This window comes from Solwaraspora sp. WMMB335 (assembly GCF_049179075.1).
In the GTDB taxonomy this organism is placed as follows: domain Bacteria; phylum Actinomycetota; class Actinomycetes; order Mycobacteriales; family Micromonosporaceae; genus Micromonospora_E.
The window spans coordinates 2,080,632-2,100,993 of record NZ_JBMHMF010000001.1 but is presented as its reverse complement, the minus strand read 5'-3'; the positions used below and the strand labels follow the sequence as shown (position 1 = coordinate 2,100,993).

Annotated in this window: 22 protein-coding genes; 16 read left to right on the top strand and 6 right to left on the bottom strand. The window is 69.3% G+C overall.

Annotated features, from left to right (window positions below):
• Positions 1-846 precede the first annotated feature (846 nt).
• The gene (locus tag ACN27F_RS08790) at positions 847-1,044 is read left to right on the top strand and encodes an HNH/endonuclease VII fold putative polymorphic toxin (RefSeq protein ID WP_421432252.1); all 198 of its coding nucleotides are present in this window, start codon (positions 847-849) and stop codon (positions 1,042-1,044) included.
• Positions 968-1,732 (top strand): hypothetical protein, encoded by a 765-nt coding sequence (locus ACN27F_RS08785; protein WP_421440612.1) that lies wholly within the window; start codon positions 968-970, stop codon positions 1,730-1,732. Before ACN27F_RS08790 ends, ACN27F_RS08785 begins: the two co-directional genes overlap by 77 nt.
• Positions 1,733-2,391: 659 nt before the next feature.
• On the opposite strand, the gene ACN27F_RS08780 is transcribed toward ACN27F_RS08785, so the two are convergent.
• Entirely contained in the window at positions 2,392-3,153 is a 762-nt protein-coding gene (locus tag ACN27F_RS08780) for a transposase family protein (RefSeq protein WP_421432251.1), read from the bottom strand.
• A gap of 749 nt (positions 3,154-3,902) precedes the next feature.
• The gene (locus tag ACN27F_RS08775; RefSeq protein ID WP_421432249.1) at positions 3,903-4,319 is read right to left on the bottom strand and encodes a hypothetical protein; all 417 of its coding nucleotides are present in this window, start codon (positions 4,317-4,319) and stop codon (positions 3,903-3,905) included.
• A 111-nt stretch (positions 4,320-4,430) separates the two neighbouring features.
• Between ACN27F_RS08775 and ACN27F_RS08770 the strand changes: the two genes are divergently transcribed.
• The 3 genes from ACN27F_RS08770 (at position 4,431) to ACN27F_RS08760 (ending at position 6,850) form a co-directional block, all read left to right on the top strand.
• Positions 4,431-5,321, top strand: coding sequence for a helix-turn-helix domain-containing protein (locus ACN27F_RS08770; protein ID WP_421432248.1), 891 nt, complete (start codon positions 4,431-4,433; stop codon positions 5,319-5,321).
• 11 nt (positions 5,322-5,332) lie between these two features.
• Complete coding sequence (locus tag ACN27F_RS08765; RefSeq protein WP_421440062.1) at positions 5,333-5,539, top strand: DUF397 domain-containing protein; 207 nt, start codon at positions 5,333-5,335, stop codon at positions 5,537-5,539.
• Between the two features lie 207 nt (positions 5,540-5,746).
• Entirely contained in the window at positions 5,747-6,850 is a 1,104-nt protein-coding gene (locus tag ACN27F_RS08760) for a D-alanine--D-alanine ligase family protein (RefSeq protein WP_421432246.1), read from the top strand.
• Between the two features lie 68 nt (positions 6,851-6,918).
• Here the strand turns inward: ACN27F_RS08760 and ACN27F_RS08755 are convergent, their stop codons facing one another.
• Together ACN27F_RS08755 and ACN27F_RS08750 are read right to left on the bottom strand one after the other, a co-directional pair.
• Entirely contained in the window at positions 6,919-7,569 is a 651-nt protein-coding gene (locus ACN27F_RS08755; protein WP_421432244.1) for a DUF3515 domain-containing protein, read from the bottom strand.
• Positions 7,570-7,803 (bottom strand): Lrp/AsnC ligand binding domain-containing protein, encoded by a 234-nt coding sequence (locus ACN27F_RS08750; protein ID WP_421432242.1) that lies wholly within the window; start codon positions 7,801-7,803, stop codon positions 7,570-7,572. It lies immediately after the preceding gene.
• A gap of 112 nt (positions 7,804-7,915) precedes the next feature.
• Here ACN27F_RS08750 and ACN27F_RS08745 point away from each other — a divergent pair, with 112 nt between their 5' ends.
• Both ACN27F_RS08745 and ACN27F_RS08740 read left to right on the top strand, forming a co-directional pair.
• Positions 7,916-8,854, top strand: a complete 939-nt coding sequence (locus ACN27F_RS08745) for a thiamine-phosphate kinase (protein WP_421432240.1) — start codon at positions 7,916-7,918, stop codon at positions 8,852-8,854.
• Between the two features lie 86 nt (positions 8,855-8,940).
• The gene (locus tag ACN27F_RS08740) at positions 8,941-9,417 is read left to right on the top strand and encodes a GNAT family N-acetyltransferase (RefSeq protein WP_421440060.1); all 477 of its coding nucleotides are present in this window, start codon (positions 8,941-8,943) and stop codon (positions 9,415-9,417) included.
• 90 nt (positions 9,418-9,507) lie between these two features.
• Here ACN27F_RS08740 and rpmB read toward each other — a convergent pair whose 3' ends face one another.
• Entirely contained in the window at positions 9,508-9,702 is a 195-nt protein-coding gene (gene rpmB / locus ACN27F_RS08735) for a 50S ribosomal protein L28 (protein ID WP_326554943.1), read from the bottom strand.
• A gap of 223 nt (positions 9,703-9,925) precedes the next feature.
• On the opposite strand from rpmB, the gene ACN27F_RS08730 reads away from it, so the two are divergent.
• Together ACN27F_RS08730 and recG are read left to right on the top strand one after the other, a co-directional pair.
• Positions 9,926-11,659, top strand: coding sequence for a DAK2 domain-containing protein (locus tag ACN27F_RS08730; protein WP_421432238.1), 1,734 nt, complete (start codon positions 9,926-9,928; stop codon positions 11,657-11,659).
• Entirely contained in the window at positions 11,656-13,914 is a 2,259-nt protein-coding gene (recG, locus tag ACN27F_RS08725; RefSeq protein ID WP_421432236.1) for an ATP-dependent DNA helicase RecG, read from the top strand. Before ACN27F_RS08730 ends, recG begins: the two co-directional genes overlap by 4 nt.
• Before the next feature lie 244 nt (positions 13,915-14,158).
• Here the strand turns inward: recG and ACN27F_RS08720 are convergent, their stop codons facing one another.
• Positions 14,159-15,364, bottom strand: a complete 1,206-nt coding sequence (locus ACN27F_RS08720) for a cell wall anchor protein (RefSeq protein ID WP_421432234.1) — start codon at positions 15,362-15,364, stop codon at positions 14,159-14,161.
• Between the two features lie 409 nt (positions 15,365-15,773).
• On the opposite strand from ACN27F_RS08720, the gene rsmD reads away from it, so the two are divergent.
• The 7 genes from rsmD to rnc all read left to right on the top strand — a co-directional run bounded on the left by rsmD (position 15,774) and on the right by rnc (position 20,358).
• On the top strand, positions 15,774-16,340 hold the full coding sequence (gene rsmD, locus ACN27F_RS08715) for a 16S rRNA (guanine(966)-N(2))-methyltransferase RsmD (RefSeq protein WP_421432233.1): 567 nt from the start codon (positions 15,774-15,776) through the stop codon (positions 16,338-16,340).
• Positions 16,337-16,831: a pantetheine-phosphate adenylyltransferase gene (gene coaD / locus ACN27F_RS08710; RefSeq protein WP_421432231.1), complete on the top strand. Its 495-nt coding sequence runs from the start codon at positions 16,337-16,339 to the stop codon at positions 16,829-16,831. Before rsmD ends, coaD begins: the two co-directional genes overlap by 4 nt.
• A 231-nt stretch (positions 16,832-17,062) precedes the next feature.
• Entirely contained in the window at positions 17,063-17,560 is a 498-nt protein-coding gene (locus tag ACN27F_RS08705; protein WP_421440059.1) for a hypothetical protein, read from the top strand.
• A 142-nt stretch (positions 17,561-17,702) separates the two neighbouring features.
• The gene (locus ACN27F_RS08700; RefSeq protein WP_421432230.1) at positions 17,703-18,266 is read left to right on the top strand and encodes a YceD family protein; all 564 of its coding nucleotides are present in this window, start codon (positions 17,703-17,705) and stop codon (positions 18,264-18,266) included.
• A 5-nt stretch (positions 18,267-18,271) separates the two neighbouring features.
• A complete protein-coding gene (gene rpmF / locus ACN27F_RS08695; protein WP_421432229.1) occupies positions 18,272-18,445 on the top strand; it encodes a 50S ribosomal protein L32 in 174 nt (57 codons plus the stop codon).
• Positions 18,446-18,577: 132 nt separating this feature from the next.
• On the top strand, positions 18,578-19,531 hold the full coding sequence (locus tag ACN27F_RS08690; protein WP_421440058.1) for a phosphate acyltransferase PlsX: 954 nt from the start codon (positions 18,578-18,580) through the stop codon (positions 19,529-19,531).
• Complete coding sequence (rnc, locus tag ACN27F_RS08685) at positions 19,528-20,358, top strand: ribonuclease III (RefSeq protein ID WP_421432227.1); 831 nt, start codon at positions 19,528-19,530, stop codon at positions 20,356-20,358. The genes ACN27F_RS08690 and rnc overlap by 4 nt, the downstream gene beginning before the upstream one ends.
• The last annotated feature ends 4 nt before the right edge of the window (positions 20,359-20,362 follow it).

Genomic DNA, 20,362 nt, shown 5'->3' with positions numbered 1-20,362 from the left:
GGGCTGCTCGGAGGGCTGCGGACTAGTTGGGGATGACAGAGCGTAGCAGCCGTCCGCCCGGGGCCCTGGTTGGCTGCTCGGGTTGCCGTCAAAGGCACACGATTGTTGTCGATGTATCGATGGTGTGCCACCCGGTCGGGATGGCGACGGAAGCGGGACCGGTGGCGTGCCGCGTAGTGGTGCGGCGTCGATCCCCGGAACCACTTGTCGAGGGTGGTTGGTGAAGGGATCGTCACGGCCTCGGCCGGTGGGTTGACCTTGCTCTTGGTCGGCGGCACGGCCTTGGCGGGCGTGCGCGCGGCCCGGCATAGCCGGGCCGTCTTGATCCTGTATAGCGAATTTGAGCCCAACTCCGATCTTGGGCTACCCGATCTTGGCCGCGCGGGTGCGCCCGGGCTTGCTGCCACGCTTCGCCGGCGGCTGCTCGTGATCGGCGGCGGCCGGCGCGTTGGCAGGTGGCTGGGCGAAGTTGCCGCGGCTGGACGAGTGCTGGTCGCTTCTTCGATGAAGAGGTTGTGCCGCTCGGTATGGGCGATCGGGTCGGCGATCGGTGGCCTCTGGTGCGCCGTAGTCTGTCCAGGTTGCCGTCACCGTTGCCGTCAACACCGACCATCGTCGATCCGAATGTGTGCCGGCTGAACAGGAAGGCCAGGTCAACGCCAGGACAACGTAGGTCACGTACCGTGACGGCCGCACCGTCGCCACGCGTACTATGTGCTCGCCGGCAACACGCCGGTCCTCGTCCACAACACCGGCGGCTGCAGACCTCCGAATCTTTCGCCCCCGGGAGCTAGCCGAGGTGGTGCATTTAACCAAGCGAAGCGAGACTCTGGAATCCTAACTAGCATGAGCCCTACAAGAGTGCTTAGGAACGTCGACCGACAGCCCGGTTACATCTATGAGTTCGATGTTCCAGCGCCAGGCGGTGGCTCTCGTACCGTGAGGATTCGGGACGACGCCGGTGGTCATGCTTTCCCTGACGATCCGTCGCAAAACCGCGGCCCGCATTTCAATACCGAAAATGGCGATCACTATGACTACTAGGCGGCAAGTAGTTCGTCGTGAACGTGCTCGCGATTGGCCAATCTTTGGTGGTCTCGCCCTGCCGGACGATTTGGGTGTACTTTCGGTCGATTTGCACCGTTCGTCGCAGGAGACTGTTGACGCGGTGGTTGCAGATGCGTCGTCGATATTCCACTCGGCGCTCGTCTCGACGATGCCTTCTGACCAGCACCAACTCTGGCTTCTGGCGTTCGGTCAGCCGGTCAAGGGGTCCAGCCGTGTGGCTGCCTACCTCGCCGAGCGAGACCGGCTATGGATCGCAATGCAAAAGCGTGGAGTCGGTGTTCCTGGGGGGCGTCGTTCAGAGATCAAGGTTGAATACGAGGACGGCTCACTTGGCTTCGGTGGGAGCATTCGGATCAACGCGGTTGATCTTCCGGTTGCTCTTGAAGTCACACGGCGCGAGAATGCCGTGTGTCTAGGTGTGGATACCCAAGCCTCAGACCCATTAGTGAGCCTTACTCCCTCGTCAATTTCGGCTAGTACCCAAACGCCCACCCTGCTGTCAGTCGCGGTGAAAAGGTTTGCCAGCTATGTATTTGTTGCACGGGGATTCGGGCAATTCGATGATGCTGCCGTGGGAGTAGAAGTCATTGCGTCGAACGAGTTTCTCGACACATTGGAACCGCGGATCATCGCCGAGGGCAAGGGGCGATCTCAGTCACTCTAAGCAACTTCCACGCCATCGCTGTGTGCCGAAGGGCGTGTGGGGCGGTCTGCGTTGCCGTCACGGTTGCCGTCAGTGCCGACCGAACATCGAATGATCTCGAAGAATGGCGGAGGTAGTCTGACCGGCTGTTCGGTGGCGTGCCGCGTAGCGGTGCGGCGTCGATCCCGGAAGGCCAGGTGAAACGCCATGAACACGTAAGTCACACTGCGTGACGGGGTGAAAATCCCACACGTACTATGTGATGGCCGGCGAGACACCGGTGTTGGTACATAACTGCGGAACTGGCCCATCTGAACTAATCGACCTTGACGCAGCTTCTGCGTCTGGCGCAACTCTGCAAAAGGGCGATTACTCGGTTGCTGGGCGCGCCTTGCAGAAGCATGCAGATCGCGCGGGCACCGGTTCAAATTGGCCGAGACCCGTCGGACGAGAAAACCCTCAAGGATCGAACTCGGCAGGTCAGGACGTGCTCGACGATATTCTGACGAATCCTGACTCGGTCGCGCATCTAGGGTATGGTCGTGTGGGTGGTCAGTGGCAAGACGCACTCGATGTTCGGCTTCCTGGTGGCCGAGGAGCACGCTTTGATCTCAATGGCAACTTCTCGGGTTTCCTCGACTAGGAGCAGCGCAAATGGCTCGCGAAGACTACGAGGAGGTCTATTCACAGGCGATCCTATAGAAGTGCAACCCGATGACGCAGGAGATCGTTTCTGTGAAGGTCGCAAGCGGTCTGCGGTAGTCGGTGTGCAGGATTCGCCATGTCTTCAGGTTCGCGATGACCTGTTCCACAACCCAGCGGATCTTGTTGACCTGCCTGTTGTATTCCTTCTGCCATTCCGCGAGCTCGCCGCCCTTGGGCTTCTTGTACGGGGTGATCATGCCGTTGCCGACGTAGCCCTTGTCACCGATCCAGTCTCCGGGATTCAGGGTGACGAGGACCTCGGTGTCGTTGATCGCGTACGAGTCGTGGTGGTTGCCGGTGACGGGATCGGAGATCCAGGCGAGCGCACCGTCGAGGGTGCAGGCGACCTGAACGCTCATGCCCGTGGTCTTGTGCTTGCCGGAGTACAGACAGCGGTGCGTGCGCCATGACCAGCAGGGAAGCAGCGTGCCGTCGACGATGTACTGGGTGGTCGGGCTGAGGTCGTCGGCTGTCGGCACGAACTCCGTCAGCACGCGATCGAGGACCGGGGTGATGCCGGTGACCGCTCGCGAGATCGTCGACTGGGAGACGCCGTGCGCTTCAGCGATCTCCGCTTGGACGCGGTTACGACGCATGTAGGTCAACGCGACGACGACAGCGCGGTAGAGACCAAGGACCGGGGGCCAGGGCTCCATATTCAGATCCTGGCATTCCGTTCGGACCAGCACGCAGAGGTCGCGGATCTGGTCCGTGGTGAAGCCAGTGGTATGATACATGTCCGGCGGTCCGCTTTTCTTTGAGATGTGGTGTGGTAACTCCATCCTACGGAAGAGCGGATCGTCCTTTTTGTTGGGGGTCTACTGTAGCGAGTCGGAGGCCTGCTGAATAAGCCTCGAGGGTCGTAAGATCCAAGTTGTTATCTTCGATGACGCGACAAGCGACGAGCGAATTGTCGAGTTCATTGATCCTGCCGTGTCATCGGCAGAGTCGGTGGTCGCAGTATTCAATCGAGGTTCGGACTGGCGTGGCGCGCGCGTTTCAATTAAGCCGAGATTGGATGGCGTGTCGGCCGAATTCCTGATCTGGGCGCTGAACATTGCACGTCGCATGATGTAAGTCGATGCAAATTAGGGGCCGTCCCGCGTTCTGGGACGGAGCTTGAGCGGGCTCGACCGGATGCCGGTTGAGCCCGCCTTCCTTTCAGATCCGACAATGCTCGGTGGCACTGCGTAGCGTTGCTGCGTGATGGCGTTGTGCGTCGATGGGTGTGCTTGGTTGCCCGTGTTGCCGTCAGCGTTGCCGTCGGACGAACGCATCATATTTCGATGCATCGTTTTGATCGTCTCGCTGTGGACTGAGTGCCTTGTTGTGCCCCCTGCGGCCTGGTGGCGTGGCCAGGTAGGTGAGTGGTCGGTGGCGCGCCGCGTAGCGGTGTGGCGTCGATCCCCGGAACTGCTCACGGAGAGTGGTTGGGATTGCCACAGCCGGTGCTGCAGAGAGGTGGATTGGCCGTACGGCGGCAGTCTCACGTAGTCGATTCTTCACGCAGGGCGTGAATCTGGACGCCTGCGTCTTCCAGCGCGTCGAGTAGGTGGCGTCGGATGAGTGGGTGGCTGGAGAGGTCGGAGAGGCTGGGCATGATGACGTGCTCGGCCTTGGAATGGATGATCTCCTCGGTCAGCTCGGCAAAGCCCGCGCGGGTCAGCCTGGCGTCGTACTCGTGGAAGATCCTGGCGAAGCAGTAGCCCTGCTGCTTGGCCCAGAGTCGGAGTGCGAGTTCCACTTGCCGGATGTCCCCATCGTGGGCGTCGCGATCCACCCGTAGGTAGCCGTGGATCAACGGCTTCATCCTGGCCCTTTCGCGCGCCGTCTGGTTGGGGGGCCGAGCGGGTGGTGCAGTCAGGGCATCTGCGGTGGCGGCGGTAGCCAGCGGCATCCACATGACTGTCTCCTGGGAGTCGGTTGTCTATCAGGACATGAGCCACAGCGTAGGCCGTGCAATAGCGTCGTGCAATAGCATGGCCTATGCAAGTGTGCGGTAGCGTTGGCTGCCATGGAGACCTACAGACCTGACACACTGGCCAGCATGGTGAAGGGCTCGGGCTCGATCCGCAGACGACGATTGGGGATCGAGCTGCGTGAACTCCGCACAGCCAAGGGACTGACGCTGGATGAGGTGGCGCGCCGTTTCGCCTGGTCGGTCAGCAAGGCCAGTCGCATGGAGCGCGGGCTGGTCCCGGTCTCGCCACGGGACGTGGCCGACCTGGCAGAGCTCTACGGCGTCGCCGACGCGGAACAGGTCGATGCGTTGGTCACCATGGCCGCGGCCTCACGTCAGCGAGACTGGTGGCACAAGTATGACGACCTCTTGCCCCGCCAGTTCTCGGTCTACCTGGGCTTCGAGGGCGACGCCGCGAGTATCCACACCTACCAGAGCCTGCTCGTCCCCGGCCTGCTCCAGACCGAGGAGTACGCGCGAGCGATCTTCCGCGCAGCCCAACCTGGCGAGACCGACGAGCAGATCAACCGCCGGGTCGAGGCCCGGTTGCTGCGCCAGACCATCGTCAAGGGACGCGACGCGCCGCAACTGTGGGCGATCCTGGACGAGGCGGCCGTCCGGCGCGGGGTCGGCGGCAGAGACGTGATGCGTGGGCAGCTCGCCCACCTGGTGTCGTCGAGCAAGCAGGCGAACCTCACCATCCAGGTCATCCCGTTCGATGCTGGCGCGTACATGTCGATGGACGGAGGCTTCATCATTCTGCGCTTCGCTGAAGCCGAAGACCCCGACGTCGTCTGTGTCGACATTCGAACACGCAGCCTCTACGTCGACGATCCAGCCGAGGTCAGGCGATATACGCTGGCTTACGAGCAGTTGCTCGCTCTGGCGGCGACCCCCGACGAGTCGGTCAAGTTGATCGAAGCCGCCATGGAGGAGATGCGATGAGGTCAATGGACATGTTCGACCGCCACGGCGCGGTCTGGCGCAAGAGCACCCGCAGCAACGGCAACAGCGGCGACTGTGTCGAAGTCGCCGACAACCAACCTGGCGTCGTCGGCGTCCGCGACTCCAAGGACCAGTACGGCCCGGTGCTGGTCTTCACGCCGGACCAGTGGACAACGTTCGCCAGATGCGTCCGCAGGGGCACGTTCGAGTCGATTTAGCCCGACCGATCGCCGCAGCTCGATGGTGGCAGCTACGCACCGGTTACTCCCTGCACTATCGGGAGGATCCCGGGCCGGTCAGGGCACGACGGGCGGGCACGCAGAGTAGGGTCAGCCGCGTGAGCGCGAAGACGTGAACCGCGTGCCGCCGGGATCCCCCCGACTCGCCCGGCGGGCGCGTGCAGGCCGCGAACGAAAGGCACCCCTGTGACCAGCCCAGCCAAGACCCGCGTCGCCATCGTCTTCGGCGGCCGCAGCACCGAGCACGCGATCTCCTGCGTCAGCGCCGGCAGCATCCTGGCCGCCCTGGACACCGACGAGTACGAGATCGTCCCGGTCGGCATCACCCGCGCCGGGCGATGGGTGCTCACCACCGGCGACGGCAGCCAGCTGGCCATCACCGACCGGCAGCTGCCGGAGATCACCGACCGGTCCGGCTCGGCCGTGGTGCTGCCCGCCGACCCGACCGGCAACGGGATCATGGTGCTGGATCCGGCCGATGGCCCAGCCGCCGCCCTGGCCGGCGTCGACGTCGTCTTCCCGGCGTTGCACGGCGCGTACGGCGAGGACGGCACCATCCAGGGGCTACTGGAGATGGCCGGCATCCCGTACGTCGGGGCCGGCGTGTTCGCCTCGGCCGCCGCGATGGACAAGGAGTTCGCCAAGAAGCTGGCCGCCGTCGAGGGCATCCCGATCGGCCCGTACGCGGTGCTGCGCGCCGGGGTGAGCCTCAGCGACGCCGACAAGGAACGTCTCGGCCTGCCGGTGTTCGTCAAGCCGTCGCGCGCCGGTTCGTCGTACGGCATCACCAAGGTCTCCGACTGGGCCGACCTGGACGCGGCCGTCGCCACGGCCCGCCGGATCGACCCGAAGGTGCTGGTCGAGGCGGCGATCGTCGGCCGCGAGCTGGAGTGCGGGGTGATCGAGGGCGAGGCCGGCGGCGGCCCCGAGGCGTCCCTGCTGGCCGAGGTACGGGTGGTCACCGACCACGAGTTCTACGACTTCGAGGCCAAGTATCTGGACAACTCCTGCGAGTACGACATCCCGGCCGCGCTGCCCGAGCAGGTCACCCGGCAGGTGCAGGACTACGCCTGCCGGACGTTCACCGCGCTGGACTGCGCCGGGCTGGCCCGGGTCGACTTCTTCGTCACCGGCGACGACCAGGTCTATCTCAACGAGATCAACACGATGCCCGGGTTCACCCCGACGTCGATGTTCCCGCGGATGTGGGCGGCGACCGGCCTGGAGTATCCGAAGCTGGTCGACCGGCTGATCCGCACCGCGCTCAACCGGGGCACCGGCCTGCGCTGACCGGTCGCATCCCGGCGGGAGCCTGGCGCTCCCGGCCCGGACCGAGGCCGGCCAGGAGCGGACCCCGGTCAGGGGCGGCAGCCGCGCGGCGCGTCGTCCGGGGCGCTGGGCACCGTCTCGATCAGCGTGTCGGAGAAGCCGATCACCCACTGGCCGGGTTCCTCGTACGCGCCGGGCACCGTGACCCGCACCGGGATCTCCCGGTCGACGGTGGTCCAGATCGTGGCGTCGGACGTCTCGGCGGCGTGCCAGCAGACCCCGTCGAGGGGATAGACCAGGTCGGTCGGCTCGAACTGTGCCGGTGGCACCCCGCAGCCGACGGTGATCGGCGGTTCGCCGTACGCGCCGTTCTGCTCGGCCCCGTCGGTCACCGGCCGCCGCCGCAGGTCGCGCAGCGTGCCGGGCAGTTGCGACACCAGCGCCCGGCAGACGATCTCGGCGCGTTCGTCCAGGGCGGGGGCGGCCATCTGCACCGGTGTGGTCGGCACCGGGGCGGCCGACGCCGATACACCTGCCGACGGATCCGCCCCGGCCCCCGGCTCCGGCTGCCCGCCGCTGCCGGCGAGCCGGCTGAACGCGGTGAGCGCCACGATGAGGGTCAGTGGCAGGGCGACCACGGTGGCCCAGATCGCCGCCTGCCGGGTGGTCCGGTCCGGCCCGCCCGGCGTCGCGTCGGGCACGGATGCGCTGGTCGGCGGGGGAGTGAGTCGGTCGGTCACTTACAGTCGCACCACCGAGCAGGTAAGGGTGCGGGTGATGCCCGGCACCATTTGGACGCGGCTGACTATCATCGTCCCGAGTTCGTCCACGGTGTGCGCCTCGGTGAGCACGACCACGTCGTACGGTCCGGTCACCGCGTCCACCCGGACCACGCCGGAGATGTCCGCGATCGAGTCTGCCACGTCGCGTGCCTTTCCGACTTCGGTCTGGATGAGGATGTATGCCTGGACCACGACCCGACTCCTATCCGCCGCCCGGGAGCGGCTCGAACGTGAAACTACCGTACGGAGCAGGCCGGATTCATGACGGTGCCCGAGTGGGAAGAACGATGACCGAGGAGGACCGGTGAGTGTGGCACAGGCGGGCGAATTCGGGCTCATCTCCCGGGTCACCGCCCGACTACCGCCGGCCCCCGCCACGCTGCTCGGTCCCGGCGACGACGCGGCCGTGGTGGCCGCCCCGGACGGCCGGGTGGTCGCCTCCACCGACGTGCTCGTCGAGGGTCGCCACTTCCGCCGTGACTGGTCCAGTGCCGTCGATGTCGGCCACCGGGCCGCCGCCGCCAACCTGGCCGACATCGTCGCGATGGGCGCGGTGCCGACCGCGCTGCTGGTGGCGCTCTGCGCGCCGCCGGACACCGAGGCGAGTTGGGCGGAGGAGTTGGCCACCGGGCTGGCCGCCGAGGCGGCCACGGTCGGCGCCGGGGTGGTCGGCGGGGACCTGTCGGCCAGCCCGACGCTGACGATCGCGGTGACCGCCCTCGGCGACCTGGACGGGGCCGACCCGGTGCTGCGCAGCGGGGCGCACGCCGGGGACGTGGTGGCGATCGCCGGGCGGCTCGGCTACGCCGCCGCCGGCTACACCGTACTGTCACGCGGTTTCCGGTCACCGAAGCTGCTGGTGGAGGCGTATCGACGCCCGGAGGTGCCGTACGCCGCCGGGCCCGCTGCCGCGCTCGCCGGCGCCAGCGCCATGATCGACATTTCCGACGGGCTGCTCGCCGACCTGGGGCACATCGCCGCCGCCAGCCGGGTCGGCATCGACCTGCGCGGCGAAGCCTTCGAGGTGCCGCCGCAGATGCGCGACACGGCCAACGCGCTCGGCGTCGATCCGTACCAGTGGATCTTCGGCGGTGGGGACGATCATGCCCTGGCCGCGACCTTCCCCGAGGATCTGCCGCTGCCCAAGGGCTGGCGGCACATCGGCCACGTCATCAAGGGCAGCGGGGTGACCGTCGACAGCCGCCCCTGGCAGGGGCCGGCCGGCTGGGACCACTTCCGGTGAGCCGGCCCGGGGGCCGCTGCTGAGCCCGCCGGGGGCCGCTGCTGGGTGAGGCGCGGTCACGGACATACCCTTTGTCCGTGACCGATCTGCTCGACAAGGCCGGCGTCGAGATTCGCCGGGTCCGCTACACCGACACCGCCGCGCAACGGCTGGTCGCCGCCGCCATGGCCGATCTCGGCGCCCGGTACGGCGGCAGCGGCGACGACACCCCGGTGGATCCGGCCGACTTCGACCCGCCCGGCGGCGCGTTCCTGGTGGCGTACCTCGACCGTGCTGCGGTCGGCTGTGCCGGCTGGCGCAGTCACGGCACGTCCGGCGAGGACGCCGAGTTGAAACGGATGTTCGTCGCCGCCGCCGCGCGTGGGCGTGGGCTGGCCCGGACGCTGCTCACCGCCGTGGAACGCTCGGCCGCCAAGCAGGGCCGCCGCCGGCTGATCCTGGAGTGCGGCGACAAGCAGCCCGAGGCGGTTTCGCTCTACCACAGCGCCGGGTACGCCCGGATTCCCAACTTTGGCTACTACCGGGACGCGCCCGGCTGCCTCTCCTTCGGCCGGGTCCTCTGACCTCCGCACAGCCGACCGACGACGTCAACACATGTAGCCGCCGGGTCAACTGACCCGGCGGCTGGGTGAAACGACGATCGTGGGTGAGGCTCAGGCGCCCCGGACCACCTTGCCGGCCTTCAGGCAGGAGGTGCAGGCCTTCACCTTGCGGGTGTTGCCGCCACCGGCGGGGGTGCGGACCGTCTGGATGTTCGGGTTCCAGCGACGGTTGGTCTTCTTCTTCGACCACGGCACGTTGTGACCGAAGCCCGGCCCCTTGCCACAGACGTCGCACACGCTAGCCACGGGATACTCCTGGGGATTTGTCGTTCATCAAGTCGCCGGTCGCTGGACACGCACGCCGCCCAGACAACCTGAACAGATTACCCGATCGGGGCACGGGCCGGCCAATCACCTCCCCGTCCCGACTCGCAGGTCGTGTCGTGCCCGGCCCGGCCCCAACCCTCCGGCCGGCGACTGGCGGGGCACATGCCGGCGGGTGTCGGGGCACGCAAGTAGGCTCATCGCCGTGCTGGACACCCTCGACGCCACCGCGATCCGCCGGTGGTGCGCGGGTGCGCTGGCCGCCCTGCGCCGGCACCAGAGCGAGATCGACGCGCTGAACGTCTATCCGGTGCCGGACGGCGACACCGGCACCAACCTGGTGCTGACCCTCACCTCCGCGCAGCACGCCCTCGCCCTCGACCTGGACAATTCGCCCGAGGGTGAGCAGACCTCCCACGGCCGGGTGCTGCGGCTGATGGCCCGGGGGGCGCTGCTCGGCGCCCGGGGCAACTCCGGGGTGATCGTCTCGCAGATCCTGCGCGGCCTCGCCGACGCGCTGACCGACACCGCCGTGGTGCGCGGCCGGGCCCTGTCCGCCGCGCTCACCGCCGCCACCGAGGCCGCGTACGCCGCGGTCGCCAAGCCGGTCGAGGGCACCGTGTTGAGCGTGGTGGCCGCCGCCGCACGGGCCGCGGAGCGGACCACCTCGGACGACCTGGCCACCGTGCTGCGCGCCGCCACCGACGCCGCCCGCGACGCCCTCGCCGCCACCCCTGCGCAGTTGCCGGCGCTGGCCCGAGCCGGTGTCGTCGACGCCGGCGGCCGGGGCCTGTGCGTGCTGCTCGACGCCCTGCTCACCGTGGTCAGCGGCGGCGCTGACGTCGGCACCGAGACCGACGCCGTTACCAGCACCACCGTTACCAGCACCACCGTCCACACCAGCACCAGCACCGGCACCGGCGGCACGGATCCGGCAGGGGCATCGGATGACGACGGCGCCGCCGGCCGGGAGCCGACCGCCGCGCGCGAGGCCAGGTCCGGCGAGTACGCCTACGAGGTGCAGTTCCTGCTCGACGCGCCCGCCGACGCGGTCCGCCGGATGCGCGCCGAACTCGCCCGCCTCGGCGACTCGCTGATCGTCGTCGGCACCGGCGAGGAGCCCGGCGCGCCCGATCACCCTCCGGTGTGGAACGTCCACCTGCATGTCAACGATGTCGGTGCCGCGATCGAGGCCGGGATCGGCGCCGGCCGGCCGTACCAGATCACCGTGGCCCGCTTCGCCGACCAGCCGCCAGCGCCGGTCACGGCCGCACCGGTCACGGCCGTGCCCGGCCGGGCGGCCGTGGTGGCCGCGCCCGGTGACGGGCTGGCGGCGATCTTCGCCGGCGAGGGGGCCGCCACGGTCGGCGGGTCGCCGTCGACCGGCCAACTGCTCGACGCGATTCGCGCCACCGGCGCCACCGAGGTGGTGCTGCTGCCCAACGACCCGGACACCCAGGCCGCGGCCGGGTTGGCCGCCCGCGAGGCGGAAACCGCCGGGCTGGCCGTCGCGGTGGTGCCGACCCGCTCCCCGGTGCAGGCTCTCGCCGCCCTCGCGGTACGTGACCCGCGGCGCCGCTTCGACGACGACGTGATCGCGATGGCCGAGGCCGCCGGCGCCTGCCGGTACGCCGAGGTCTGCTTCGCCGCCCGTGAGGCGCTCACCGTGGCCGGCCGCTGTCGTCCCGGCGATGTGCTCGCCCTGGTCGACGGCGAGGTGCTGTTGATCGGCGCCGTCTTGGACACCACCTGCCGCAACCTGGTCGACCAGCTGCTCGGCGGTGGCGGCGAGCTGATCACGCTGATCCTTGGCGCGCAGGCCCCGGCCGGGCTCGCCGCCGCCGTCGAAGCGCACGTCAAACGTCGGTGGCCGTTCGTGGAGGTGCACACCTTCGTCGGCGGCCAGCCGCACTTTCCGCTGCTCGTGGGGGTCGAATGACGCAGCCGTGCACCATGGACACCCCGCTGGCGGCCAACCTGGGCGGCAAGACCGCCAAGGCGATGGCCGACCAGCTCGGCCTGCACACCGTCGGCGATCTGCTCTACCACTTTCCGCGCCGCTACGACCAGCGCGGCGAGCACACCGACATCCGGTCGCTGACCGTGGGGGAGCAGGTCACCGTCCTCGGCCAGGTGCGCAGGACCACCGTACGGCCGATGCGCCAGCGCCGTGGCAAGCTGCTCGAAGCCGTCGTCGAGGACGGCTCCGGCGGCACCCTGACGTTGACCTTCTTCGGTAACCAGGCGTGGCGGGAGCGCGACCTCAAACCGGGGCGGTGGGGGCTGTTCGCCGGCAAGGTGACGGAGTTCCGGGGTGCCCGCCAGCTCAACGGCCCCGAGTACGTGCTGCTCGGCGACGGCCCGGCCGACGGTGAGGTGGCCACCGAAGCAGACGAGATGGAGGAGTTCGCCGGCGCGCTGATCCCGGTGTATCCGGCGGCCGCCGCCGTACCGACCTGGGTGATAGCCCGCTGTGTGCGTACCGTGCTGGACGTGCTCACCGCGCCGGAGGATCCGATGCCGGCGGCGGTGCGGGCCGGCCGCAACCTGATCGGGCTGGACGCCGCGCTGCGGCAGATCCACCGCCCGGCCGGTGAGGCGGAGCTGTTCCGGGCCCGACGTCGGCTCAAGTGGGACGAGGCGTTCGCCGTACAGCTGACGTTGGTGCAGCGCAAGATGCGCGCCGCCGACTCGCCGGCGCGGCCCCGGCCGCGCGCGGACGCCGGCCTGCTGACCACCTTCGACGCGCGGCTGCCGTACCAGCTGACCGACGGCCAGCAGCGGGTCGGTGAGGAGATCGCCGCCGACCTGGCCACCGCGCACCCGATGCACCGGCTGCTGCAGGGCGAGGTCGGCTCCGGCAAGACGGTCTGCGCGTTGCGGGCCATGCTGCAGGTCGTCGACGCGGGTGGGCAGGCGGCGCTGCTTGCCCCGACCGAGGTGCTCGCCGCCCAGCACCATCGCGGTATCCAGGAACTGCTCGGCCCGTTGGGCCGGGCCGGTGAGTTGGACGGCGACCCGGACGGCACCCGGGTGGTGCTGGTCACCGGCTCGCTGGGCGCCGCCGCCCGACGGGCCGCACTGGACGAGGTCCGCGACGGCCGGGCCGGCATCGTCATCGGCACCCACGCCCTGCTGTACGAGGGCGTCGACTTCGCCGACCTCGGCCTGGTGGTAGTCGACGAGCAGCACCGGTTCGGAGTGGAGCAGCGCGACGCGCTGCGGGCCAAGGCGGAACAGCCGCCGCACGTGCTGGTGATGACCGCGACACCGATTCCGCGCACGGTCGCCATGACCGTCTACGGCGACCTGGAGACCTCCGCGCTGACCCAGCTGCCGAACGGCCGCTCGCCGATCGCCTCGCACGTGGTGCCCGCGGCGGAGAAGCCGGCGTTCCTGGAGCGGGCCTGGCGGCGGGTGCGTGAGGAGGTGACCGCCGGCCACCAGGCGTATGTGGTGTGTCCGCGTATCGGCGACGGTGCCGGCACCGGCACCGACGAGGAGGCCCCGGCGGCAGACGACGGCACCGGCCCGGGCGGCGGTAGCGGTGCCGGCACCGGCGGTGACCTGGCGGCGCGCCGACCACCGCTGGCGGTGACCGAGGTCGCCGAGTTGCTCGCCGACGGACCACTGCACGGACTGCGGCTCGGCGTGCTGCACGGACGGCTGCCGGCCGACGCCAAGGACACGGTGATGCGTGCGTTCGCCGCCGGTGACCTCGACGTGCTGGTCGCCACCACGGTGGTCGAGGTCGGGGTGAACGTGCCCAACGCGACCGTCATGATCGTGCTGGACGCCGACCGCTTCGGGGTGTCCCAACTGCACCAGTTGCGTGGCCGGGTGGGCCGGGGCTCAGCCGCCGGGCTGTGCCTGCTGGTCACCGACGCGGTCGAGGGTACGCCGGCCCGCCAGCGCCTCGACGCGGTCGCCTCGACCACCGACGGGTTCCGTCTCGCCGAGTTGGACCTGGAGCAGCGACGGGAGGGCGACGTGCTCGGCGCCACCCAGTCCGGGCGCCGGTCCCACCTGCGGTTGCTGTCACTGCTGCGGGACACCGATCTGATCGTCGAGGCCCGGTCCGAGGCGATCGAGCTGCTCGACGGCGATCCCGAGTTGACCCGCCACCCGGCGCTGGCCGACGCGGTCGGCGCCCTGGTCGACGAGGAACGCGCCGAGTATCTCGAAAAAGGCTGAGCCCGGTCGCGCTGGCGGTGCGTCATCTCTGTCAGTGGTCGTAGGGACCGATCAAAGATCCGGTCAACGGACACAAGGACCGATCAAAGACGGAAGGCGCGCCGATCGTTTTCGATCGACGCGCCTTCCGCCCGTGCAGCCGGACCCGCCGGGGGGTGAGCTGATCCAGCTGCTACCTGTCAGTCAGTCCGTGCATGTCCTGTCTGCCGCCGGGCGGTTCCGTTGCGCCCGGCGGCTCTTGCCGTCAGGCGGTGAAGGTGATCCGCCGGCGGCGGGCCATGAGGAACAGGCCGATCCCCACCGCGAGCAGGACGAGCGCGCCTGCGGCGATGCCGCCCGCGGCGGCACCGGTGACCGGCAGACCGCCGCCGCCACCCTCGCCGCCTTCGCAGTCCTCGGGCATCTCCCACACGATGGTCTCGTCGATTTCGAGTTCCTCGCTGAGCACGTGGACCTCGAGGCCCTCCTCACCGGGGAAGGAGATGATCTCGGTGGCTCCAGGCTCGACGGTCACGGTCTGTGCCTCACCCGAGTTGGGGGTGAGCATGACGGTGAACGCTTCGCCGTCTTCCGGGTTGGCGAAGCCGATGACGAGTTCGTCGCAGGTGGACTCGTAGCCACCCTCGGGCTCACCGGGCTCGACGCAGTTCTCCGGCTCCTCCCAGGTGTACGGCTCACCGATCGGCTCCTCACCGACGTACACGGTGATCGGACCGGCGTCTCCCGGAACGACGACGTCGTCCTTGCTGGCACCGGGTTCGATGGTGTGGGTCTCGCTGAAGTCATCGGCGACGACGGTCATCTCGACCGGCTCGGTGGCATCCTCACCGTTGCTGAGGGTCACCCAGACGAAGCCGTCGCAGTCGGACAGGAAGCTGGCTGCCGGGCTGACGATCGGCTCCGGCTCCGGCGACTGGGTCGGCTCCGGCGTCGGGTCGACGGTCGGGCTCGGCTCCGGCGTCGGGTCGGGACTCGGGTCGACCGTCGGGGACGGGGTGGGGTCAGGCGTCTCGATCGCGCACTCGCCCAGGAACCGGATCTTGCTCGTGCGGAACTCGTCCTCCGCGTACCCGTCGTTCCAGCTGCCCATCACGGCCAGGCTGGCCCGCTCGGCGTTGCCCGGGACCCGCTGCTCGCCGACGATCGGCTCGTCGACGGGGTAGGGGTATCCGTCCCGGATCGGGGTCCGTTCGATCCCCGCCACCGGTGACCGGAGCGGGGTGTGCAGCACGGCCTTCAGCCTGAAATGCGTCGAATCGAAGTGCCAGTTGCTGGAGACGCTCCAGGTGACGACCCACTCGCCGGTGGTGGTGTCACAGACCGCGCTGCCGACCGGGTCGGTGTAGTGCGCGCTGGCGGGGGTGGCGAGGGCCACCGCGCCGGTCAGGCCGATCGTCGCGCCGGCCGCGACGGCCAAGGCGCGCCGAAGCGGAGACTTCAGACGGTTCACACGTACTCCTGTTGAAGGGGTCCAGGCACGACGCGAGAGCGGACCATCGGCCGGTCGATCGGCGGCTGGTGGTGGTGCGACGCCACTGCGAGTCGTGCGGGTCGGCGAGGTCCCGCCGACACAGCGCCAGACCATAGCGGCTCCCGAATCGCCGCGGTGACCCACAGGTCGACCTAAGATTTATGTTATTGATTCGAGATTGTTGATGTACCCAATGTGCTCACTCCCCGGCTGTTGGTAGCTTTTTTCGCCCCACTTGTCACATTGGTCACAGCGGTCACGGCGGCACCGTCACGGTGCCGTCCGATCGGTGATCGCGTAGCGTCCGGTCCGTGGCTGTAGACACCTCGCCCGTCGTGGCCGTGGGCCGGCTGCCCGCTGTGGGTCGGCTGCCCGCTGTGGACCGGCGATGACCCGGATAATCTCCGGGCAGTTCGGCGGTCGCCGGATCGCGGCACCCGCCGGGGCGCACACCCGACCGACCTCCGACCGGGTGCGTGAGGCGTTGTTCAACTCGCTGGCCACGATGACGGAACTGTCCGGCGCCCGCTTCGCCGACCTGTACGCCGGCAGCGGCGCGGTCGGCCTGGAGGCGCTGTCCCGGGGCGCGGCGCAGGTGTTGCTGGTCGAATCCGATGCTCGGGCCGCCCGCACGATCCGGGACAACATCGCCGCGCTGCGGGTCGGCGGTGACGTCCGGCTGATCACCGCCAAGGTCGCGGTCGCGCTGGCGGCGCCGCCGCCGGAGGCCGCCGGCTACGACGTGGTCTTCGCCGACCCGCCGTACGCGGTCGGCGACGAGGAGCTCCGTACGGTGCTCGATGCGCTGGTCACCGGTTGCTGGCTTGCCCCCGACGCCGTGGTGGTGGTCGAGCGATCGGCCAGAGGGCCGGCGCTGACCTGGGTGGAGGGCGTCACAGCCAGGCGCGGGCGGCGTTACGGCGAGACAATGCTTTGGTACGGTCGGCGATCATGAGACGTGCGGTGTGTCCTGGCTCGTTCGACCCGGTCACCAACGGACACCTCGACATCATCGGCCGGGCGAGCCGGCTGTTTGACGAGGTCATCGTGGGTGTCCTGATCAACCAGTCCAAGGCTGGTCTGTTCACCGTCGACGAGCGGATATCGATGCTCAGGGAGGTCACCGAATCGTACCGCAACGTCCGGGTCGCATCGTTCCGTGGCCTGCTGGTCGACTTCTGCCAGGCTCAGCAGGCTGCGGTCGTGGTCAAGGGGCTGCGGGCGGTCAGCGATTTCGACTACGAGCTGCAGATGGCCCAGATGAACATCGGGCTCGCCGGGGTGGAGACCCTGTTCATGCCGACCAACCCGCTCTACTCGTTCCTGTCCTCCAGCCTGGTCAAGGAGGTCGCCAAGTGGGGCGGTGACGTCTCCGCCCATCTGCCGGACCTGGTCGCGCAGCGGCTGCTCGCCCGGGTGGGCGCCGCACCGCCAGCCGCCACCTGATCGACGGGATGCGCCGATCGACGGGATGCGCCGATCGGCATGGTGCGGTGGGTCCGACGCGCCGGAGCCTAGGGGGTTGGACCACCTGTCGCGCAGGATCGCATCATTGGCTTGCGCAGGTTCGCATCGTTGGTGGAGCGCCGACCGGTCCGCCGCTTGCGATGATGACGTCCTGGCCCGGCCTTGCCATCATGTTGGGTCGACCCTCCGACAACAGGGAGTGAGATGCTGGTGGATCCGTTCGACCGCATCGACGAGATCATCGCGATGGTGGAGACCGCGCGGGCCGTCCCGATGTCTCGGAACAACTGCATGATCGACCGGGCCGAGATGATCGGTGCGCTGGACCAACTCCGCGCGGAGCTGCCCGCCGACCTGCGCCGGGCCGCGGCGCTGCTGGAAGAGCGCGACAAGATCATGGAAGCGGGCAAGCGCGAGGCCGACCGGATCATCACCGAAGCCGAGGCCGAGCACGCCCGGCTGGTGTCGGTCAACGAGATCACCGTCTCCGCCGAGCACGAGGGTGCCCGGATCGTGGCCGAGGCACGGTCCGAGGCGCAGCGGCTACGGGCCGAGGTGGACGACTACGTCGACACCGCGCTGGCGAACTTCGAGCAGTTCCTGACCCGGGCGTTGGCCTCGATCGAGCGTGGTCGCGACAAGATGCACGCGTTGCGCGAGATCGGCACCTTCGCCGGGGACGAGAGCGAACGGCCGCTGCCTTTCTGAGCTGCCCACCTGCCCACCTCGGGGCGGCCGGGCGGGCCCCGGGGGCCCTGGCCGACAACCGGCGGACCCTGCCCCAACTCGACGCTGCTCCCGCCGCTCGGGTAACCTGTTTTGTCGGCCACTACCAGGCCGGAGTCTGACTATGCGCAATCACTCGTCGAACACACTCAATCCTCGGTCGCCGCTGGTTCTCGACACCCGGGAACTGCCGCGCCGCCCCGGGGCGTTGCGTACCGTGAGCCGGGTGGTCCCCGCGCCGGCGGACCTCGGGCTGGAGTTGAACGGCGTCCCGGAGGGCGCCGACCTGAGCCTCGAACTACGGCTCGAGTCGGTCTCCGAGGGGGTACTCGTCTCCGGACCGGTCTCCGGACCGGTCACCGGCGAGTGCGGGCGGTGCCTGCGTCCGATCAGCGAGTCGCTGACCGTCATGATCCAGGAGCTGTACGCGTACGAACACAGCACCACGGACGAGACGACCGATATCGACGAGGTGGGCCGGTTGCAGGGCGATCTGATCGACCTGGAGCCGGCGCTGCGGGACTCGGTGGTGCTCGCGCTGCCGACCAACCCGCTCTGCCGGCACGACTGCCCGGGACTGTGCTCCGAATGCGGGGTGCGCTGGGACGAGTTGCCGGACGACCACAGCCACCAGCAGGTCGACCCGAGGTGGGCCGGCCTGTCGAAACTGATCCGCCAAGAGGAGTAAGAACCGTGGCCGTTCCCAAGCGCCGGATGTCCCGCAGCAACACCCGTTCCCGCCGGTCCCAGTGGAAGGCGGCTGCGGTGGTGACCGTCGAGTGCCCGCAGTGCAAGTCCGCCAAGCGGCCGCACACCGCCTGCACCGTCTGCGGCACCTACAACGGCCGCCAGGTCGTCGAGGTCTGACCCGTCGTCGTGACGCCGCCGGTCTTCGACCGGGCGGCGCGGACCAACTGGCGAACCGGGAGTGTTCCGACCTGGGACCGGGCCGGCCGGCCGGAACCGGCTGGCCCTGCCCTCGCACCGGGCACTCCGCGGATCGCCGTTGACCTCCTCGGCGGGGATGGGGCACCCGCCGTCGTGGTTGACGGCGCTCTGCGTGCCTGCCGCGCCGATCCCGATCTTCACCTGTTGCTCGTCGGCCCGCCGGACGTGGCCGGCGAGGTGCGTGGCGCGCTGCCCGGCGCGCAGCGCGACCGGATCGCCGTACGCCCGGTGCGTGACACCGCCCAGATGACGGATCCGGCGGTCCGTGGTGGCCGTGCCGGCACGACGACCCAGGCCAGCGTGGCGGCGGTCGCCGAAGGCGCGGCCGACGCACTGATCTCCGCCGGGTCCAGCGGGGCGATCGTCACCGCCGCCGCCCTCGGGTTCGGTCGCTGGCCGTTGGTGCGCCGCCCCGCGCTCGCCGCCGTGCTGCCGGCGGTCGCCGGACCGGTCACGCTGCTCGACGTCGGTGCCTCGATCGAAGCCCGACCGGCCACCCTGGCCCGACACGCGTTGCTCGGCGCCGCGTACGCGGCGGCGATGCTCGACCGTGGCCGCCCCCGGGTCGGGCTGCTGTCCATCGGCACCGAGCCCGGCAAGGGTGACCGGGCCCGTCGCGGTGCCGACGCCCTGCTGCAGACCCTGACCCTGCCGGCCGGCGGCGAGTACGTCGGGCTGGTCGAGGGGCACGACGCCACGGTCGGCGACCGGGCGGACGTCGTCGTCACCGACGGATTCACCGGCAACGTCCTACTCAAGGGCATCGAGGGCGCGTACGCCATGGCCGGCGGCCGGGAACCGGGCGCAACCGCGCCACGGGCAGCGACCTTGCTCGGGGTGGCCGGCACGGTCGTGGTCTGCCACGGTGCGGCGACCGGGGCGGACCTCGCCTCCGGGATCGCGCTCGCCGCCGACCTGCACCGTCGCCAGGTGACCGCGATGATCGCCCGGATGCTCGCCGACATCGCCCGGCTGCTCGCTGATCAAGACGAGGTTTCGCCATGAGCAACAATCAGTCCCGCCGTCCGCCCGTCACCCATCTGGAAGCCGCCTTCGGCGTCGCGTTCGAACCGGACCTGCTGATGCGCGCGCTCACCCACCGGTCGTACGCGTACGAGAACGGCGGCCTGCCCACCAACGAGCGGTTGGAGTTCCTCGGCGACTCGGTGCTCGGGGTGGTGATCACCTCGGCGCTGTTCCACAACCATCCCGACCTGCCCGAGGGGCAGCTCGCCAAGCTGCGGGCGAGTGTGGTCAACATGCGGGCGCTGGCCGAAGTGGCGCGGGCGCTCGGTCCGCAGGGCCTCGGCCCGTACCTGTTGCTCGGCAAGGGGGAGGAGACCACCGGCGGGCGGGACAAGGCCAGCATCCTGGCCGACACCCTGGAGGCCCTGCTCGGTGCGATCTACCTGCAGTACGGGCTGGACACCGCGGCGCTGGTGATCCACCGGCTGTTCGACCCGTTGATGGCCGAGTCGGCCCGCCGGGGTGCCGCGCTCGACTGGAAGACCAGTCTGCAGGAGCTCACCGCGATGCTCGGACTCGGCGTGCCGGAGTACCGGATCGACGATGCCGGACCGGACCACGCGAAGACGTTCACCGCCTGGGTGGTGGTGGCCGGGCGGCGCTACGGCGGGGCCGAGGGCCGGAGCAAGAAGGAAGCCGAGCAGCGGGCCGCCGAATCAGCCTGGCGGATCCTCTCGACCGAGGTGGCCGATGCCGCTGCCGTCGCCGGTGGCGCGGTCACTCTGGGTCTGGACGTGGATACGGAGCGCGGCGCCAACCACCCGGACGGGCAGGATGGCCCAGACAGCCCGGACCCCGGCCACTGAGGAG

Excerpts from the sequence above, each read along its gene's own strand:
- rnc (WP_421432227.1), top strand. The coding sequence starts at position 19,528 with ATGAGCAACAATCAGTCCCGCCGTCCGCCCGTCACCCATCTGGAAGCC.
- ACN27F_RS08765 (WP_421440062.1), top strand. The coding sequence starts at position 5,333 with ATGTTCGACCGCCACGGCGCGGTCTGGCGCAAGAGCACCCGCAGCAAC.
- recG (WP_421432236.1), top strand. The coding sequence starts at position 11,656 with ATGACGCAGCCGTGCACCATGGACACCCCGCTGGCGGCCAACCTGGGC.
- rsmD (WP_421432233.1), top strand. The coding sequence starts at position 15,774 with ATGACCCGGATAATCTCCGGGCAGTTCGGCGGTCGCCGGATCGCGGCA.
- ACN27F_RS08780 (WP_421432251.1), bottom strand. The coding sequence starts at position 3,153 with ATGTATCATACCACTGGCTTCACCACGGACCAGATCCGCGACCTCTGC.
- ACN27F_RS08790 (WP_421432252.1), top strand. The coding sequence starts at position 847 with ATGAGCCCTACAAGAGTGCTTAGGAACGTCGACCGACAGCCCGGTTAC.
- coaD (WP_421432231.1), top strand. The coding sequence starts at position 16,337 with ATGAGACGTGCGGTGTGTCCTGGCTCGTTCGACCCGGTCACCAACGGA.
- ACN27F_RS08770 (WP_421432248.1), top strand. The coding sequence starts at position 4,431 with ATGGAGACCTACAGACCTGACACACTGGCCAGCATGGTGAAGGGCTCG.
- ACN27F_RS08785 (WP_421440612.1), top strand. The coding sequence starts at position 968 with ATGCTTTCCCTGACGATCCGTCGCAAAACCGCGGCCCGCATTTCAATA.
- ACN27F_RS08700 (WP_421432230.1), top strand. The coding sequence starts at position 17,703 with ATGCGCAATCACTCGTCGAACACACTCAATCCTCGGTCGCCGCTGGTT.
- ACN27F_RS08775 (WP_421432249.1), bottom strand. The coding sequence starts at position 4,319 with ATGTGGATGCCGCTGGCTACCGCCGCCACCGCAGATGCCCTGACTGCA.